At 45.4% G+C, this 18,520-nt stretch carries 11 protein-coding genes and 1 pseudogene; 4 read left to right on the forward strand and 8 right to left on the reverse strand.

The features are described 5' to 3' along the window. Positions 1–377: 377 nt before the first annotated feature. Positions 378–7,124, forward strand: a complete 6,747-nt coding sequence (locus tag QUA50_RS15330; RefSeq protein WP_333264759.1) for a glycosyltransferase — start codon at positions 378–380, stop codon at positions 7,122–7,124. 50 nt (positions 7,125–7,174) lie between these two features. Here the strand turns inward: QUA50_RS15330 and QUA50_RS15335 are convergent, their stop codons facing one another. The 4 genes from QUA50_RS15335 to QUA50_RS15350 form a co-directional block, all read right to left on the reverse strand. Further along, positions 7,175–7,513 carry a type II toxin-antitoxin system PemK/MazF family toxin gene (locus QUA50_RS15335; protein ID WP_333264760.1) on the reverse strand — a complete coding sequence of 113 codons (339 nt, stop codon included), beginning with the start codon at positions 7,511–7,513 and terminating at the stop codon, positions 7,175–7,177. Continuing rightward, complete coding sequence (locus QUA50_RS15340) at positions 7,488–7,685, reverse strand: hypothetical protein (RefSeq protein WP_333264761.1); 198 nt, start codon at positions 7,683–7,685, stop codon at positions 7,488–7,490. The genes QUA50_RS15335 and QUA50_RS15340 overlap by 26 nt, the downstream gene beginning before the upstream one ends. Positions 7,686–7,797: 112 nt before the next feature. Next, positions 7,798–8,697 (reverse strand): CNNM domain-containing protein, encoded by a 900-nt coding sequence (locus tag QUA50_RS15345; RefSeq protein ID WP_333264762.1) that lies wholly within the window; start codon positions 8,695–8,697, stop codon positions 7,798–7,800. A gap of 366 nt (positions 8,698–9,063) precedes the next feature. Further along, entirely contained in the window at positions 9,064–10,149 is a 1,086-nt protein-coding gene (locus tag QUA50_RS15350) for a hypothetical protein (RefSeq protein WP_333264763.1), read from the reverse strand. A gap of 111 nt (positions 10,150–10,260) precedes the next feature. Here QUA50_RS15350 and QUA50_RS15355 point away from each other — a divergent pair, with 111 nt between their 5' ends. Beyond that, a complete protein-coding gene (locus QUA50_RS15355; protein WP_333264764.1) occupies positions 10,261–11,169 on the forward strand; it encodes a YihY/virulence factor BrkB family protein in 909 nt (302 codons plus the stop codon). A 404-nt stretch (positions 11,170–11,573) separates the two neighbouring features. Beyond that, positions 11,574–12,587: a glycoside hydrolase family 104 protein gene (locus tag QUA50_RS15360; protein WP_333264765.1), complete on the forward strand. Its 1,014-nt coding sequence runs from the start codon at positions 11,574–11,576 to the stop codon at positions 12,585–12,587. Positions 12,588–12,806: 219 nt separating this feature from the next. On the opposite strand, the gene QUA50_RS15365 is transcribed toward QUA50_RS15360, so the two are convergent. The 3 genes from QUA50_RS15365 to QUA50_RS15375 form a co-directional block, all read right to left on the reverse strand. Then, a complete protein-coding gene (locus QUA50_RS15365; RefSeq protein ID WP_333264766.1) occupies positions 12,807–13,523 on the reverse strand; it encodes a DevA family ABC transporter ATP-binding protein in 717 nt (238 codons plus the stop codon). Positions 13,524–13,770: 247 nt separating this feature from the next. Then, on the reverse strand, positions 13,771–14,955 hold the full coding sequence (gene devC, locus QUA50_RS15370) for an ABC transporter permease DevC (RefSeq protein WP_333264767.1): 1,185 nt from the start codon (positions 14,953–14,955) through the stop codon (positions 13,771–13,773). 326 nt (positions 14,956–15,281) lie between these two features. Continuing rightward, a complete protein-coding gene (locus QUA50_RS15375; RefSeq protein ID WP_333264768.1) occupies positions 15,282–16,709 on the reverse strand; it encodes an HlyD family efflux transporter periplasmic adaptor subunit in 1,428 nt (475 codons plus the stop codon). A gap of 115 nt (positions 16,710–16,824) precedes the next feature. Here QUA50_RS15375 and QUA50_RS15380 point away from each other — a divergent pair, with 115 nt between their 5' ends. Beyond that, on the forward strand, positions 16,825–17,433 hold the full coding sequence (locus tag QUA50_RS15380) for a TetR/AcrR family transcriptional regulator (protein ID WP_333264769.1): 609 nt from the start codon (positions 16,825–16,827) through the stop codon (positions 17,431–17,433). Here QUA50_RS15380 and QUA50_RS15385 read toward each other — a convergent pair. Next, positions 17,360–18,515 (reverse strand): annotated as a pseudogene (locus QUA50_RS15385) (flagellar assembly protein H). The gene QUA50_RS15380 and the pseudogene QUA50_RS15385 sit on opposite strands and share 74 nt — an antisense overlap. Between the last annotated feature and the right edge of the window lie 5 nt (positions 18,516–18,520).

Below are 18,520 nucleotides of genomic sequence, written 5' to 3' on the forward strand. Positions count from 1 at the left end.
GTGGCGGTCTCAGGTGAGGTCGTGGAAACCGAACTGCCCTGGGCGTCGTCAGGAGATGCGGGTGCTGCAATCACGAGTTACATATACCATAACTAAAAAATTGTCAAGCCTTTAGTCGCAGTAATTTTTAGGGAGCTGATTCCTGATAAGATATCTGAGTCAGGGCTATATTGTTGTGGAATGTTCCTGTTTATTCACAAGCCATATGGTAAACCCTTGAGGAACCGTCCGAAGAGTTCAAGCGTCAGCATAAAAACAGTCTAGCCGATCGCACTGCAATCACTTAGGACTATTAGAAAATTAATTAAGTCTCAGAAATATTCGGCATTCCAACACAGGCAGTTACTTGAATAATTTTGTAAGTTTAAATAATCAAAATGAAGTGCAATATTTGTGATTCTCCAACCAACACCTTTGCTACGGCTAGGGTACTAAAAAAATATAACGTTGAGTATTTTCAATGCTCAAATTGCGGCTTTGTTCAGACAGAAGAACCCTACTGGATCGAGGAGGCTTATTCAGAAGCCATAGCTAGCAGCGACGTGGGAATGTTATCGAGAAGCACGATTTTCTCAAACGCCGCCAATAATATTATTTTTAATTTATTTAATCACAAGGCTAAATTTTTAGACTATGGAGGTGGCTACGGTGTATTTGTTCGGATGATGAGAGACTTGGGATTTGATTTTTATTGGCACGATAAATATTGTAATAATATATTTTCTCAAGGATTTGAGGCAGACGAAAACAGCAGCTACAGCTACGAATTAGTGACAGCTTTTGAAGTATTTGAGCATTTTGTTAAGCCGCTGGAGGATATCCAAAAAATCTTCAAATTTTCCCGCAATATTTTATTCAGTACCAAACTGCTGCCAGCCAACAATCCCAAGCCCAGCGAATGGTGGTACTATGCGCTAGATGAAGGTCAGCACATTTCTATTTATACCAGCAAGGCACTCTCGATAATTGCCGAAAAATTTAATTTAAAATTTTACTCTAACGGCGATTCTTTGCATCTTTTCTCAGTCAATGAAATTCAGCCTCAACTTTTTCATAGCTTATCATCTTACAAAGAGCAGGAATTGAAAAAACCCTCATTACTCCAACAAGATTACGAGGAAGCCCTGAGAAAAATCGCCGACAGAGAGAACCGCAAATCAATGATAACTCCACCAGCCCTACCTCCTAAAACCAGTAGAAAAATTGTTATTGACGGCGTATTTTTTCAGCTCAACAGCACGGGCATTGGTCGCGTCTGGAAATCGCTGCTAGAAAACTGGGCAGAAAATGGTTTTGCCGAAAACATTATAGTTCTTGACAGAGAGGGAACCGCCCCCAAAATTCCAGGTATCCAGTACCGGAATGTAGCCCCCTACGACTACAGCAAAACCGATGCAGACCGCCAAATGCTACAGGAAATCTGCGATCGAGAAAAAGCCGATTTATTTATTTCTACTTATTATACAACGCCTTTGTCAACGCGATCGGTATTCATGGCCTACGACATGATTCCAGAGTTGATGGGGCAAAATATTGGTCATTCCGAGTGGAGAGAAAAGCATTGCGGTATCCGCCACGCCTCTGCTTACATCACCATTTCAGAAAACACAGCCCGCGATTTAGTAAAGGTTTTTCCGCAGATTTCTTCAAATTCGGTCGCTGTAGCGCACTGTGGCATTGATGCCAATTTTTCGCCATCCGATAGAGAAGAAATTTCAGGCTTTAAGTCAAAATACAGTATCACCAAGCCCTATTTTCTTTTGGTAGGCGAAAGGGTAGGCTGGCATGGTTACAAAAACGGGATATTATTCTTCAAAGCCTTTTCTCAACTTGCCAACAAATTTGACTTTGATATAGTCTGTGCAGGTGGAAAACCTGTATTAGAACCAGAGCTGAAATTGTACTGTTCTGGGAATACTGTCCACACGCTGCAACTAAGCGACAGCGAACTGAGAGCTGCTTATTCTGGTGCTTCAGTGTTAGTTTATCCGTCGAAATATGAAGGCTTTGGGTTGCCAGTCATTGAGGCAATGGCTTGCGGTTGTCCAGTCATCACCTGTCCCAACGGTTCGATTCCTGAAGTAGCAGGAAAAGCAGCGGTTTATGTAAATGGAGATGATGTTATTGGGCTTGTCAATGCTTTGGGGGAAATACAGAAGCCCGGTGTCCGCAACTCATTAATTGCGGCGGGTTTAGAGCAAGCTAAGAAGTTTTCCTGGTCGAAAATGGCTGCAATTGTTAGTTCAGTTTTGGTTCAAGTATCTGAGGGCGCACATTCGGAGAATGCTTCCATTCAACAGCCAACTGATGCAGGCTTGCAGGCGGAATTCGGGAATGCTGAGAACTCCCAGCCTGTCCCGTCGGCTTTTAAAGTATCTGCGATCGTTTCTACTTACAATTCCGAAAAATTTATTCGCGGCTGCTTGCAAGACTTGGTAGAGCAAACGCTGTACAAACAAGGCGAACTCGAAATCATAGTAATTGACAGCGGTTCCCAAGAAAATGAACAGTCTGTCGTGCGGGAATTTCAAGCGAAATATCCGAATATTGTGTACGATCGCACTTCGGAACGCGAGACATTATATGCAGCCTGGAATCGAGGCATTAAGATGTCGCGCGGAGCTTACATGACTAATGCTAATACCGATGACCGACACCGCCCTGATGCCCTAGAAATTATGGCGAAATACTTGGATGAAAATGCCGAAGTAAGTCTGGTTTATGCTGACCAATTAATCACCAACACAGCTAACGATACTTTTGGAAAAACCCAAGCAGAAAAGCGCTGGAATTGGCCAGCCTTTGACTACAGCGAACTCGAACGGCGCTGCATTATTGGCCCCCAGCCGATGTGGAAAAAATCGCTGCACGAAAAATACGGCTATTTCCGAAGCGAATTTACGGCGGCTGGCGATTACGAATTTTGGCTGCGGATTGGCAAAAGCGAAAATATTATGTACTTGCCAGAAATTCTCGGCTTGTACTGCGAAAATCCACAAGGTTTGGAACATTCATCGCCAATATCGCAGCAAGAAACTCGGCAAATATGGGATGAATATGGGCTCGCCCGCCGAGGTGTAAAACCAGCCACTACATTACCTGTTTCAATCTCTCCATCACAACTAAATGCCATGCCTTACCGCACCTGTGCAGAAACACTCGTCAGCGTAATCATTCCCTGCTACAATCACGCAACTTTACTCAGAGAAGCTGTTGAAAGTGTTGTCAGTCAAACTTATTCAAACTGGGAGTGCATAATTGTCAATGATGGCAGCACTGATGATACCAGCAACTTCGCCAATTATTTAATTAAACTGTATCCTCAAAAATCGCTTCGCCTCATAGATAAACCCAACACGGGACCCGCTGATTCGAGAAATCTTGGCGTTCAGCAGTCGTCAGGAAAGTTTATTTTATTTCTAGATGCTGATGATAAACTTCATCCCAAATTTATAGAGGAGTGCGTGGAAATTTTATTAGCAAAACCCAAGGTTGGTTTTGTCTATACAGATGTGCAGCACTTCGGAGCAAATTGCGATTTAGTTGTTCACGGTGACTTTGATGCCAATCGGTTTTTGAGAGACAATCAAGCCCCGGCTACTTCCCTATTTAGAAGGGAGATTTACGAGCAAGTAGGCGGGTTGAAAAAAGTGATGAAGCTGGGATGCGAAGATTGGGAATTTTGGGTGTCTGCCTATGAAAAAGGCTGGCTGGGCGATCGATTACCTAAGCCTTACCTCTATTACAGGCAGCACGGCGACGGCTCTAGCAGAACCCAAAAAATGGCTGGCGACCGCCCAAAATTAGACTTAATGAGAGCCACAATTATTTACCTCCACTCTCCACTTTACAAACCCGAAGAAGTGCGTTGGTCACAGCAAATTTTGCAGCAACACGGCAATTTAATTGCTAATGAATTAGTTGAATTTAACAAACCCGAACAATTTTTAACTTTGCTGTCTCAATATGTGGGAGAGTATCAAAAAGACCAAGCTAATGAAGTAAACCTCGCTAACCTCCGCCAATCCCGGCAGCAACTTGCCAATTATTGGCTGAATCTGCCCGCAGAACAACTGGCAAATGCCTATGGCGGTGATCCAGGTAAGGCGCATCAGCTACTGCTAAACAGTAACATCAAAGATGAAGCGCTGACAGATGCCGAAAAGACAGTTATCGATCGACTAGCAGCACATCTATCCCAGGGAGTTAAAAATCCCAAAGATATTAACTACCTACTAGCAGCATCCCTCTATCGTCGTGCAGATCAGTTACTGCTGAACTATGAAAAGGCAGCTATACCTAATTGGTTTGTCAACGACTATCTCAAATTTATGTTTGCTGCGCCTACTCTCTTTCAAGAAATAGGAGAAGCTGACAATTATTGCCAATATGTGCAGGGATGGGTCAGTTATTTGCATAGCAATATCTTCAATAATCAAAACTCACAAGTATGGCAGGAAATCGCCTCATTCTTCACACAAAGCGCTAACTTTATTCCTCTGTACTTCAACAGTGAAAATCTCAAGGATATCTACACGAAGCGGGCAGATATTATTGAATATGCAATGAAAAATCGTGGGGCTGCGATTGATTGCATTTTTCCGGCTAGACCTGCGAACAGGCAGAAAATTCGCCTCGGTGTCCTCACTAAACATTTCGGGGCGATGACGGAAACTTTCGCCACGTTACCCGCTTTTGAATATCTGAATCGAGAGCAATTTGAAATTATTTTATACGCTCTCAATCTCGACGGGAATAAACTAGAACAGTATTGTCAGAGTCGCGCTGACAGACTGGTTAAACTGCCGAATGACTTGCCAAGTCAAGTTCAGACAATCCGCGCTGATGACTTAGATATTCTGCTGATTGCTACCAATATTACTGCGGTTACTCATCCGATTAGTTTACTGGCACTGCATCGATTGGCGCGGGTACAAACTACCTGTTTTAATTCTCCCATTACCACGGGAATGCGACACATTGACTATTACATTGCTGGTAAGTTGATGGAACCTGCACCTGAAGGAGAGGAGCATTATCGCGAGGAGTTAGCAACTATTGACGGGCCTGGTTGCTGTTTTAGCTATACCCTCGAACCTTACACTCCTAACATTAATTTTACCAGAAATAGTATCGGCATTTCTGAGGAATCGGTTGTCTTTATTTCGAGTGCGAATTTGTATAAGCTAGTGCCGGAGTTAAGGGAAACATGGGCAAAAATTATGGCTGCTGTTCCTAATTCGGTGCTGTTTTTAATGCCCTTCGGCCCTAGCTGGACTAATTATTATCCTGGGGGGGCTTTTGTGAATAATATGAAAGCCGTTTTTGCTAAGTATGGCGTTGAGAGTAATCGTTTGCGGGTGTTGAAGAGTTTTCCTAACCGTGCGGATGTTAAAGAAGTTTTGAAGTTGGGAGATGTTTATTTGGATTCCTATCCCTATGCGGGGACTACTTCGCTTGTAGATCCGTTAGAGGTGGGACTTCCCACTGTTGTCAGGGATGGCGATACTTTGCGATCGCGCATGGGAGCTGCAGTGGTACGATCGCTCTCTATGCCTGATTTAATTGCCAATAGCGAAGCATCTTACATTCAACTAGCAGTTACTCTGGGCACTAACCCGCAATTGCGGCAGCAAAAACGGCAGGAAATTCAGCAGAAAATGCAAGCTAATCCGGCTTGTTTTGACAGTGTTGCATACTCTGGGGCGATCGGCAAATTATTCCAAGAACTCTTTGCCAACTGGCAAAGCAGCCACCTGGAAGCATCGCGCAACTTACAGGATAGCATTCCCAAGCAGCCAGATTTGGGCGAGGTGCTCTCGAATGCCCTCAAGCTTTACCAACGAAACTCCTCAAACATCTCAGCCATATCCGAATTGCGTCAAATCCGCAAACAAATCGCTGATTTTTGGCTGAACATTCCCACCGAAAACCTCGAAACCGCCTACAAAAGCGCTTCAGGTAACAGCTATAAAATCCTGCTAAAGAGCGATTTCCAGCGTCAACCGATGATCGAAAGCGAACAAATATTTTTGCAGCAATTAACGCAGATTAGCAAAGGATTAGTGCATCCTAAAGCTGTCAACGCCTTGCTTGCCGCGATGCTGTATTTCCCGCCGGAAACCATGCGAATTCCCGACGCTCGCAACCGTTTGCCGCACTGGTTAATTGGGGATTACGAACAAGTTTTTGAGAGTGAAGCCGCTGTCAACTCTGAGTCAACTTCTGACTTGCTAGCTCAATACATCCAATCCCCGCAATTTGCGAATCAACTGTTAGGATGCGTCAATCTCTACCGCATCGATCCGTCTGACGAATCGGTTGTTTTGGAACTCCGCCAAATCAGAAAACAAATGGCAGATTTTTGGCTGACTGTTCCTTCAGAGAAACTAGAAAGTTTTTACCGAGGAGAAGTTCGCAAGGGATATCAAGCAATACTCGGATGTGGCTTGCAAGCAGAATCAATGAGTGAATCCGAACAAAAATTTTTCCAGAAATTGACTGAAATTAGTAAAGGGTTGGTGCAGCCTCAAGCTATCAATGCTCTGCTGGGGGCGATGCTGTATTTTGTTCCGGGTAAAATGCGGGTTCCCGATGCTCGCACCCGCTTGCCACAGTGGTTGGTTCAAGATTACGAAAAGGTGTTTGAAAGCGCATTTACGACAACACAACAAACAGTTGTCCAACAAGATTATCTGCCGCCGTTTATCAATCAATTAACTGCTGCCGTCAATCTCTATGAAATCGACCCGACGGCTGAATTGGCAATAGCAGATTTGCGGGAGATTCGCAAGCAAATTGCAGATTTGTGGCTGAGCGTTTCCGGGGAACAACTGGAACTTTTGTACCGGAGCGATTTTGGCAAGGGTTACAAAGCAGTGTTGGGCAGCGGGTTTATTAACGAGCCGCTGCATGAGAGCGATCGCGAGTTTTTCAACTCGTTGGTTGTGGAGTTGAGTAAAGGGTTTGGAACGCCTAAAGCTGTAAATAATTTGTTGGCGGCGATGCTGTATTGTCGCCCTGGACAGTTGCGGGTTCAGGATGCGAATACTTGTTTGCCTCCGTGGTTGTTGGCGGATTACGAGCAGTTTGTTGGGGGTGCGGTTAAGGTGGCTGCGAAGTAAACGAAGGTAATTTGTATCGAAAACACAAGATATCATAGTGTATGGCTGCACTAAAACCCTAACCAACCTCGAAGAGATTGGTCAAGTCGCTCAGCATCAGAATATGCTAATTTGCCAATCTTCATTGCAACCAAACTTTCATGTACTGTATACAAACCTCGCTTGACTGCTGTGGCCACATTTAACCCTGCTGTTGACCATTCAGCGAGTACGAACTCACCCTCAAGTAAGGATGCTGTTTTGCTTGTCAATGGCACAATCATAATGTCTTGAGATACGTGCGGCGCACTCACAACAATTGCTGGTCTTACCTTAGAACTAGACAAGTTTGAAAAGGGATATCTAACCAAAATTATGTCATTTTTAGAGTAGCTGGGCATAGACATCATCCTCAGTATTATCCCAAACTGTATCTAGTGATGTTTGACTGGCTTGAAGCCAAACCTCAGCTTCTTCATCAGGTAAAACTGTTACTAATACTTTTGCCCCTTCGGGTAATTCTGATAACTCCAGCAGTTCAATTTTCCCTTGTCGAACAGTAGCCCAAAGTGTTTTCAGCATATCCACCTCATAAACTGTGCTTTATGCAATTTGCAGATTTTTGGTAAGTTGTCGCACTTAGCGACGACTTACAACCTCACACACATCGATCGAGACAGTATTTAAGTCTGATTTAGGAGCAATTTAACACAAATTCTGGCTGCTGAGTCTCAAACAAAGGGCGAGTTACCTGACGCAGCAGCACTGTTTCTAAACGGCTTTCTACTACATTTGCTGCTTCTATTTCTAACTCGCCCCACAATAGCCGATCGCCTTGATTTGGCATTTTACCTAAATTGTGGATCGCGAATCCGGCGATTGTTTGGTAAGCTTGGTTAGTTGGCAAGTTTAATCCCAGTTTTTCGTTAACTGCTGTCACTTCCCAATTGCCAGAAATCAGTGCCGAATGAGCATCTTTTTGAAGGAAAGTTGCCTGGGAAGATGACAGCAGCGGTTGAGACTCTTTACTGGTAATCCAACCAGTCAGCAGCCGCACGGTACCGTTGAGAATTACTAGCAGCGGCCACAGTAATTTTGAGCAGAGTTCGAGGGTCGGCATCAGCAGCAAAGCGGTACGTTCTGGGGCGTGGGTTGCTAATACTTTGGGGATTAGTTCTCCTAAGACTATTTCTACGTAAGTTACTAAGATAAAAGCTACGGGAACTGCGATCGAATGAGCAGTCAGCACGGCTGGCAAATGACCGATCGACAATTTTTCGATCCACGGTTCGATCCAGTGTACAGTGGCTCCCTCACCCAACCAACCCAACAGCAAACTCCCTGCTGTTGTGCCAGTTTGAGTGACAGACAGGTAATGCGGTATGTTGTTCTGAGCTTGGTGGACGAGTTCGGCGGTTTTAGCGGTTGGGCGATCGTCCGAGTGGGCGAGTTGGCGGATTTGATGGCGATCGGCTGATACTAATGCTAGTTCTGACGCCACAAAAAAGGCAATTAAAAGTGTTAAGCCCACCAACATTGCTAGCCTCAGCATTGTTTGAGCGACTTCTATTTCCAGGCAAGTAAGGTTGTTCAAGATAGATATCTAATATGATAGATGTTTTATGTTCATGCTTTTATTTTAGCTTGGGATTCAGATAGGTTTATCCCCCGACATTTCGGATATCCCCACTACCCTTATTTGTAGGTGTGCATTGCACACCTTACCCGTAGAACTTGTGAACTCTTTTTCCTCTCTTCCTTTGCGCCCTTGGCATCTTCGTGGTTCGTTTTAACTGAGATATTGCACGATTCTCAATTACTTGTTTAGGAACAGGCAAGATGCCTGTTCCAGAAGAAAATTCATCTCTTGTGGAACAGGCATCTTGCCTGTTCTTGACAATGGTGCAAGATGTGAGTTAAAAAAAGAATCTAATTCACAACACCGCAACTCATTGCAGTATCAACTCTCCCTTACTCCCCGGAGCGAGTTAATTTCCGTAAAAGTCTGCACCGGATCGGACTTCAACCCGCCTTGAATGTAATTCAACTTCACTTCTTCTAACAAATCCGACAGCAGCGACTGCAATTCCCCAAGAGTTTTCTCATCTTGCAATTCCCGCCGCAAACTTTGATTAAATTCTTGGCTGAAATTCTCGAGAATTTTTCTACCTTTATCGTCTTCATAAGTCGTAGCTACCACATCCACAGCAGTTTGAGCTAAATAATTTGCTAGCTGTTCCGTCATCTCAGTAGGCAAAATATTAATCGGAGAGAAAGTTTGCAGGATTTGATAGAAATCCGACTGTTTGATTGTTGTTTCCAAATTGTGGTGCAGCAATTCTTCTAAATCCGGTTGCACCTGCGGCAAAACTTTGTAAATTGTCAGATCCAAAATCCGCTTGATAATTTGTTCGATCGTATTTTCCTGATTGACGTGAAGGTACGGCTGCTGCGCCAGCAACATCTGTGCCGCGTCGCCCTGTCTGATCGAACTTTTAGCTTGATTGATAAACCGCACCATCATGTATTCCGACATCGTATTGGCTAAATAAGCCACCGGTTCATAGGTAACTTGAGCAACTACGCGATCGAGATTCACCAAACCCGACTTGTGCAGCCGCACCAATACCGGCAGAATCCGCCACCAGGGCCAAATCGGGATCGCCAGAAACACTTCGTACCAGCGCCTCAGCACAAAATCAAACCAAGTTACCCCCGGTTTACGGCGGGTGTGGAACAGACTTTTAATCAAAAATTCCGCCCCAAAAAAAACGATAAAAAAGGTATCAATTCGCCAAAACTGGTCAGCGCTTTTCAAATATTCGGGATTTAGCAAACTCGAATCAATGCCTTTAATCGGGTCATAAATTTTAACTAAACCCGGAAAATAGCTCTGATAAACAGGGCGCAACGGCAGGTAACTGAAATGGAAAAGCACCAGCAAGAAATTGACCACCGCTACTAATGCGCTCAATTTAGCCCAAGAAATTGTTTTTTTGGACAGTTTTACCTCGGTGTTGTTAACAGTTGTGTGGGAATCTGACATAAAAATAATCTTCCGAATTTGCTAATCGATAAATCTATCTTGTGGCTGAGGCTAAAAAACTCTTAACCTATTATGATCCCTTGGACGATCAGTATAAGGAAACCAAAAGCCGTGAACTTAAAAACAGTCATATCGCTCCTCAAAGAAACTTTTACTGAATGGCAAGAAGATAAAGCGCCAACCCTAGCCGCCGCCCTAGCCTATTACACAGTCTTCTCCCTGGCCCCGCTGCTAATTATCGTAATTGCGATCGCCGGTTTAGTCTTTGGTGCAGACGCAGCCCAAGGTCAAATCGTCGCCCAACTCCAAAGTTTAATCGGCAAAGATGGCGCAGAAACCGTCCAAGAACTCATCCTCAAAGCCTCCGAACCAAAGTCGGGAATGATTGCTACTTTAGTCGGGCTCGCTACACTTTTGTGGGGGGCTTCCAATGTGTTTACTAATCTCAAAGAAGCCCTCAATACTATTTGGAATGTTTCACCGCCTCCCGGACGCGGGATCTGGGGATTTCTGCAAGATCGCGTATTGTCTTTTGCAATGATTTTAGGCATAGGCTTTCTACTGCTAGTCTCTTTAGTAATTAGTGCCATTTTAGCGGCCGTTAGCTATTGGTTGAACGGCTTGCTGCACTTACCAGTCGGCATTTGGCAGATTGTGGACTTTGCTATCTCCTTTGGCGTAGTTACGCTGCTTTTTGCCTTAATTTACAAACTTTTGCCCGATGTCAATCTTGCCTGGAATGATGTTTGGATCGGCGCAGCCATCACCTCAGTGCTGTTTACGATCGGCAAATCCTTAATTGGAGTTTACCTAGGAGGTAGCGGTATTGCCTCTACCTACGGTGCTGCTGGCTCGTTCGTGATTATCTTACTTTGGATCAATTATTCAGCTCAGATTCTCTTCTTAGGTGCTGAGTTTACTCAAGTTTGGGCTAACCGCTACGGTTCCCTGATGCTGGCAAAACGCAAAAATTTGCTCAGCATTCAAGCTGAAGAATCCTCCGGGCCCAAACACCGGTAGAATTCTTAATATTAGATACAAAAAAATGCGATCGCTCACTTTTGAGTCAGCCGAATGCCAGCACCTTGAAACCTATGTCAGTTGGGAGGGCGAGGCCTGTGGACTCACTAAATTTTAGACTCAACCCATCGCCAAATCTGCCCGTGAACTTGACCGGGCGAACACTTAGTAGTATCACTGGATATGGTTGAAACCAGTTTATCTTGATCCCTGTCGCTGCCCTTCGGTGATGACCGAAAAATTTGAAGTTTGCGATCGCCCCGAAAGAGATTTGTTTCCTTGCCAGTCCCCAATTTCAACGGTGAAACCAATCTCAAGTCCACAAACTGGGATATTTCAACCTGAACTGATATCAGGAGGTACTTTTGTACGCATCAAAACACCTGGGAAGCCACCTGCTCCCTATGTCAGACATGGAGCTAATTCGCCTGTGGGTAAACCGCAAATCCCCCCGCAACCGGCGCTTTAGCTGGCAGGCGGCCAACCATTTTCGAGTGTTTGTCGCAAAACCGCTGGCACAAGTTACTCTGACAGATGTCGAGACTTTCGCAGCAGCGATGAGAGCTCGGAAACTTCCACCGCGTTTCTACCAGCAAACCTTGCTAGCGCTGAAATCGCTGTTCGCCTTCGGCCAGCAAACGAAAATTTTGCCCGCAACACTCCCCCTTCACCGGTGGCCGGTTCTGCGCCGGAATCGCTCCAAACGCCTTCGTTTTCAACTCTCTTGGGGTTTCTTAATCTGTTTGTGCTTTTTCTTAGGTAGAATGACGCCGAGACTGTGGGGACAATCGGTCTCGGCAGGAAGCTCGCCCGCCCCGAAACTGCTGCCGGAAGTTGCGACGATCGACTCACCAGACAAACGAGAGGATAACATCGATCGCGATCGCTCGCCGGAAACTCCAATCCTGAATTCACCAGAGCCCAGACTCGATAGCAGACTCGATAACATCGGGCCCGAACATCGAGTCAAAGCCTTTCTCGATACCATCGCAGCCGCCGAAGGAACCGCTAGCCCCGACGGCTACCGCACCCAGTACACCGGCACGAAATTTGTCAGCTTTCAAGATCATCCCAGAGAAATGAGGTGCGGCCGTCGCTACGGCAAAAAACTCTGTTCCGACGCAGCGGGGCGATATCAGTTTCTCAGCACCACTTGGGACAGATTTGCCAAAAAATTTGGCGTCCGCGATTTCAGCCCCCAAAATCAAGATTTGATGGCTATAGAGTTAATCCGAGAAAAAGGTGCATTAGAAGATATAGAAGCGGGTCGATTGGAACCAGCAGTCAGAAAACTCGCTTACATCTGGCCTTCTTTTCGGCGTTATGGCGGTTCTGTAGAATCGTCGATGCCCAAACTCGAAGCCATGTACCTGCAAAATTTGGGGATTTACCGGCAAGGATTGATTGTTAGAAATTAGTCAACAGTTTCAGGACGAGTTTAGATTGGGGTTTGGCAATTTTGGATTGAATTTTGACATCCAAAATTGAAAATGGGGTAGTTATGGGTGATGTCTATTCTGGTTGTATCGGAATGATTAAACCACAGAGGGCACAGAGGACACAGAGAAAGAGAAGAGAGATAATAATTCCGATGTCAACGAATTAGATATGATGTCTATTATTCGGAAAATTAAAAATTAGGCTAATTTTCCATCTTCCATGTGAACGATGCGATAGGCAATATCCAAAATTCGGTTGTCGTGGGTTACTAACAAAATAGTACAGCCCTGTTCTTTGGCAAGTTGCTGCATCAAATTCACCACTTCGCGACCGGATTTGCTGTCCAAGGCGGCTGTTGGTTCGTCAGCTAAAACAATTTGCGGTTGACTGACCAAAGCGCGGGCGATCGCAACTCTTTGTTTTTGTCCTCCCGACAAGTCATCTGGATAATAGTTAATCCGCTGTTCCAGTCCTACTAACTCTAGCATTTTTGCAGAGCGATCGCGCATTTGGGAACGCGACAAATTCCCGTGAACTTCCAAACCCATCTGCACGTTTTGCAGCGCGGTCAAACTGCGGTGCAAGTTGTGCGCCTGAAAAATGTAGCCTATTTTGCGCCGCGCCTTTACCAATTGGTCTGAACTCGCTTTGCACATTTCTTGACCGAGAATTTTGAGACTTCCCGATTGACCGGATCTCAGTCCGCCAATCAAAGTTAAAAGCGTAGTTTTTCCCGAACCGGAAGGCCCCGTCATCAGCACGATTTCACCTGCATTAATGTCGAGATTGATGTCAAAAAGTACCTGTTTTCGCAGTTGACCTTGACCGAAGTAGTGGTCTAGTTGGTGTGCGGAAATTATAGGTGCAGGAATCTGTAATGGGTTGGTTGTTGGGGAGAGAGTAGTAGAATTCATATTTTATTGGTTTGAGGTTAGAGATTTAATTAAGAGACAAGGTTGCCTAAATCTTTGATTGAGAGAGAAACCGCAGATGAACGCAGATGAACGCAGATGGATTTCAAGATTGTTGGCATTTTTTGCAATTGGAGTCTAATAAACTGCTTTTGTCGCCTACAAAGTAGAGGAAAAAGAAGAGAAGGATTACAAGAAATATGTTTTTAGTCAGGGTTTTAGTCTTTCATGCTCTCTGATTATTTTTCCTTTAAAACATATCTGCTGGGTCGGCTGCTTGCAGTTTGCGAGTGGCAATTGCTCCTGAAAGAGTGCACATAATTACGTTCAAAAGTAATACTGCAACTGCTCGAACCAGCGTCATGTACAAAGGTAAATTTGTGGCTTTGCGAGTTAAAGAGTAAAGTCCGAAAGAGACTCCTACTCCGGGCAAAAAACCGAGTACAGAAAGAATTAGAGCTTCTTCAAAAACGATGCCGAGTAAATAAACATTGCGGTAGCCCATCGCTTTGAAAGTAGCGTATTCTCCCATGTGGTCGCTGACATCGGTTGAGAGAACTTGATAAACAATAATTACTCCTACTACAAAACCCATCGCGACGCCTAGATTAAACACAAAGCCGATCGCAGTATTCTTAGCCCAATAGTTTTTCTCAAAATCGATAAATTCTTGTTTGGTTAGTACCTTGACATCCTGCGGTAAATATGCTTTCAAAAGTTGTTGAACTTCTACGGGGTCAGCACCCGGTTGCAGTTGAATTAATCCGGCATTAACACTCGCGGCGTTTTGTCTGGGAAACAGGCGCAGGTAATTTTGATCGCTAGTCATCAAAATACCGTCGGCGGCAAAAGATGCTCCCACTGTGAATAAACCGCTGACGTTCATCGTGCGCCGCTCTACTTCAGCTTTAACGGCTTTTCCTCGATCGATTTGGGCGATCGTCCCTTGGTAGTCTCCCCTAGAAGCTCGATCGAACAACACGGTATCCGGCAATTTAATCGCGCTCAAATTTTGGTTGACTTCTGGAAGCGCAAACGCAGGGCGATTCGGATTGAAACCCACCACCATCAGCGACGTTTCGCGCCGAGTTTCGGGATTTTTCCAGTTAGCAATTTTCACGTAAAGCGGTTCGGCTGATTTCACCCCCGGTACGTTCATTGCTTGATACAATCTGCGTCTGGGGAAGGAAGACAAATTAATCAAATTTCGCGCTTGGGGGTGAATCAAAACTAAGTCTGTTTCCAAGCTTTGATGCAGCCGCGTATTGCTGGTGTAAAGCGCATTTTGAAAGCCTAACTGCATGAACATCAAAACGTCAGCAAAGGCAATTCCTGCTACTGCAACCAGCATTCGCCCTTTGTCATGACTCAGTTGCAGCCATCCGAGGGAAGTTCTGCGTCTTAACTGTTGTAAGGGTTTTATGAGTCCAATCATAGGATTTTAGATTTTAGATTTGGGATTTTGGATTGAAGAGATAGGGCTGATGGTTTACTCTTTTCGTACTGAAATAATATGTAATATCATGTCCGGTCTAGCGACCGCGATTTTTGTAGGGGCGGGTTCACCAACAATACCTGCGAATAATTGACCATCTCAAAAACCCGCCCCGACCGGGATATTATGGTTAATCGATCGGACATCATATAATTATTGAACCGCGAAGACGCAAAGGACACGTTCGGCGAAGCCGTTCCCGTAGGGTAGAAAGAGAAAGGAAGAAGTAGAGAGTTTTCTAGCGGGAAGAAAGTAAGATTTTTTACTTAATCTTTAATTTCTCCGATCGCCACTTTGACTTGCAAATTGGTTAATCCCGCTACTTTCTGGCTGGAAGCTTCATCTAAACGCACTTTTACTTCCACAATTCGACTATCAATATTTGCAGAAGGATCGGTGTTAACAATGTTTTGCCGCTGCACTTGCAAACCAATATGTTCGACAGTTCCCCGCAATTCGCCCCTCAAAGCATCGCTAGTAATTTTGGCGGTTTGTCCGAGGCGCACTTTGTCCACGTCGCTTTCGTAGATTTCCGCAACAGCTAGCATCTCGCGAGTTTGTCCGAGTTCGACAATACCGTCGTTTCCCACTTTTTCTCCCGGATGCGTGTGGATTTTCAGGACTTGGGCGTCTCTGGGAGCACGGATGTATGCTAGATCCAGATTGGCTTTGGCTTGTTTGGCGGCTGTTGCGGCCAAACTGACTTCGGCGGCGGCTGCTGCTATGTCAACGGGACGCACTTCGGCGATACGATCGAGATTTGCTGCGGCTTCGTTAATCTGCTGTTGTCGAGATTCCTGAATTTGGCTGAGTTTGGCTTGGGCTTCGTTAATTTGCTGTTGGCGCGATTGCTGAATTTGATTCAGTTTGGCTTGGGCTTCGTTAATTTGCTGTTGGCGCGATTGCTGAATTTGATTCAGTTTTGCCTTTCCTTCGTTGAGTTGCTGTTGAGTTGTTTCGGCGGCGAGGCTTTTGCTGTCGCTGGTGGAAGCTGAGATGGCTCCTTCTTGATACAGTTGGGAGTATCGCCGATCCTCGCTTTGGGCGTTGCGGAGTTCGGCTTGCAGGCGGGCAATTGCGGCTTGTTGAGTTTGAATTTCACCTTGCTGTTCGGCCCTGATGCGGGCAATTGTGGCTTGTTGCGCTGCAATTTCGGTGCTGCGATCGATTTCTAGACGGGCCACGATCGCCTGTTGCGCTGCGATCTCGTTGCTGCGATCGGCTGATAAACGGCTAATAGTCGCTTTTTGGGCTTGGATTTCGCCGTTTTTGGCTCCGGCTTTGACTTTTGCTAGGTTTGCCTCGGCGACGCGCACTTGTTCTTGAGCTTGGTCGAGGGCGGCTTGCAGGCGATCGCGGCTGTCCAAAATTGCGATCGCCTGACCTGTTTTTACCCTGTCTCCTTCTTTCACTAAGAGTCGATCGATCCGGTTTCCTTCCGCTGCACCGGAGGCGGAGACTTTAATTACTTCTCCTCTGGGTTCGAGTCGCCCCAAGGCTGTAACTGTGGTTAATTGGGATGCTGCGACGGCTGCGGCGGCTGCTGCTGCGTTGGGATCGGCTATGCGCGATCGCCAGATCGTGTAGCCTGTGGTTCCCGCTGCCCCCACGGTTGCTACTGCTGCCACAACTAGGAGTTGTTTAACTAGGGATGGAGTTGAGGATAAGCCGTCTGCTGTTGGTTGGTGTACCATGACATACCTCTTTGTGAGAAAATAAAACTAAACGGTTTAGTTACGATGTTCTTTCATACTAAACCGTTCAGTATAATAATGTCAAGCTCCCAAATAAAAATTACAGAAGCAAGGTATGGCAAGGACAAAACCGATCGAAGCAGACGCAGCAGGAGGTGACAAAACCGAGCAAATCCTGCAAGGTGCGATGCAAGAATTTTTAACCCACGGCTACGCGGGGACGAGTATGGACAAGGTAGCGAAGACGGGGGGAGTTTCCAAAGCCACGGTTTACAGCTATTTTCAAGATAAAGAGGGATTGTTTGCGGCTTTGGTACAGCGGCTGGCGCAAAAAAAAGTCCATTTTACACTTCTGGAGGAAGAACCCGCCGTAGCGCTGCGATTCGTTGCCACAACTATATTGGATCAGGCGACCCAGGAACCAGAATATCTCAATTTTGTGAGGTTAGTGATTGCGGAATCGGGGCGTTTTCCCCAGCTAGCGCAGACTTTTGTGAAAAACTTAGCTAAACCGGGTATCCAGCGGCTAGCGGAATACTTGGCATCGCATCCAGAGTTAAAATTGCCCGATGCGGAGGCAACAGCGCGAATTTTTATCGGAGCTTTGGTATATTTTCAGTTAATGCAGCATATGATGCACGGTAAAGAGATTATCCCAATGGAGCGCGATCGACTGATCGACGGTCTCCTGCACTTGGTTTTAGGCCCGCAGTCCAATTCCTAAGTGCGATCGCACTATCGAGGAATTTCATGTGAGAACGATCGCAGCCATCAAGCGCGATCGCTCTTGATGGCTGCGATCGCAGGTTTGAGTCAGGTGTTTTTCCTAACCTTTCTCTCAATTCCTCAGCCGATAACTGTGGCAGTTGTTCTACAAACAATGTCAATTCTGCCACAGGCAAAGTTAATAGATTAGTAACGGCTGCAGGCAGAATATCGCCCAATTCAGGCGATCGTATTTGCAACGCACTTTCAGCTAACAATTTAACCGCTGATTCCCGCCCAGATTCATCGACTGTCAGCATCGAGATTGCCAGCAACAGCACTGTAAATTCCGCCGCTGCCAACTTGGATATTGGAGACAGAAAAACAGTCATTTTGGGACTTAATTCTCCAAATCTAACTCGCAGAAAGTTTTCTAGGATTAAGCGCTGTTGTTCTTGTCTGCCTTGTTCTAGTCCTTGTTCTAGTCCTTGTTCTAGTCCCCGTTCTAGCCCTCGTTCTAGTCCTTCTTCTAGTCCCTGTTCTAGTCCTTCTTCTCTAGCTTGTTGCTGTGCTGCTTGTATTTGTTGTTGAAAAAGTGGTGCAATGGCCATAATTAACTCCCGCTCTTCTGGCTCTAATTTTTGTGGCGCATCGGTTACTAAATTTGACTGTAACCGATACAGCAATTCTAGCGCGATCGTCCGCAACGGATCGTCTGTTGCTAAAGTGCTTAATTGAGAAATAGCCCTTTGCTGCACTCCCCCTTTGCCCAAAATCCTCAACCATAGGGTTTCTGGAGTTTCTGGCAACTGGTGAATCGCCACAATTGCAGTTCGCAAAGATTCACCCAAAAAATAAATTCCCTGCATCCAATTCTCTGTGTCTGGTATAGCATTAAAGCTATCTACCAATGCTTTCGATGCTGTGGGCATCAATCGATTTTAGATTTTAGATTTTAGATTTTAGATTGAAGAAAGTGAAGTAAACATCGATTTCTCGGACTTCCGAAGTCACATCGCGGCCGATATTAACCGTTCCAAGCGGCGACAGCAATTCTTCCAGAAATTCTTTGGCAAAGAGATCGTGAATAAATCGCGTCATAGAAA

Source organism: Microcoleus sp. M2_D5, assembly GCF_036701935.1.
In the GTDB taxonomy this organism is placed as follows: Bacteria; Cyanobacteriota; Cyanobacteriia; order Cyanobacteriales; family Microcoleaceae; genus Microcoleus.

Excerpts from the sequence above, each read along its gene's own strand:
- QUA50_RS15360 (WP_333264765.1), top strand. The coding sequence starts at position 11,574 with ATGTCAGACATGGAGCTAATTCGCCTGTGGGTAAACCGCAAATCCCCC.
- QUA50_RS15335 (WP_333264760.1), bottom strand. The coding sequence starts at position 7,513 with ATGATGTCTATGCCCAGCTACTCTAAAAATGACATAATTTTGGTTAGA.
- QUA50_RS15375 (WP_333264768.1), bottom strand. The coding sequence starts at position 16,709 with ATGGTACACCAACCAACAGCAGACGGCTTATCCTCAACTCCATCCCTA.
- QUA50_RS15330 (WP_333264759.1), top strand. The coding sequence starts at position 378 with ATGAAGTGCAATATTTGTGATTCTCCAACCAACACCTTTGCTACGGCT.
- devC (WP_333264767.1), bottom strand. The coding sequence starts at position 14,955 with ATGATTGGACTCATAAAACCCTTACAACAGTTAAGACGCAGAACTTCC.
- QUA50_RS15380 (WP_333264769.1), top strand. The coding sequence starts at position 16,825 with ATGGCAAGGACAAAACCGATCGAAGCAGACGCAGCAGGAGGTGACAAA.
- QUA50_RS15340 (WP_333264761.1), bottom strand. The coding sequence starts at position 7,685 with ATGCTGAAAACACTTTGGGCTACTGTTCGACAAGGGAAAATTGAACTG.
- QUA50_RS15365 (WP_333264766.1), bottom strand. The coding sequence starts at position 13,523 with ATGAATTCTACTACTCTCTCCCCAACAACCAACCCATTACAGATTCCT.
- QUA50_RS15350 (WP_333264763.1), bottom strand. The coding sequence starts at position 10,149 with ATGTCAGATTCCCACACAACTGTTAACAACACCGAGGTAAAACTGTCC.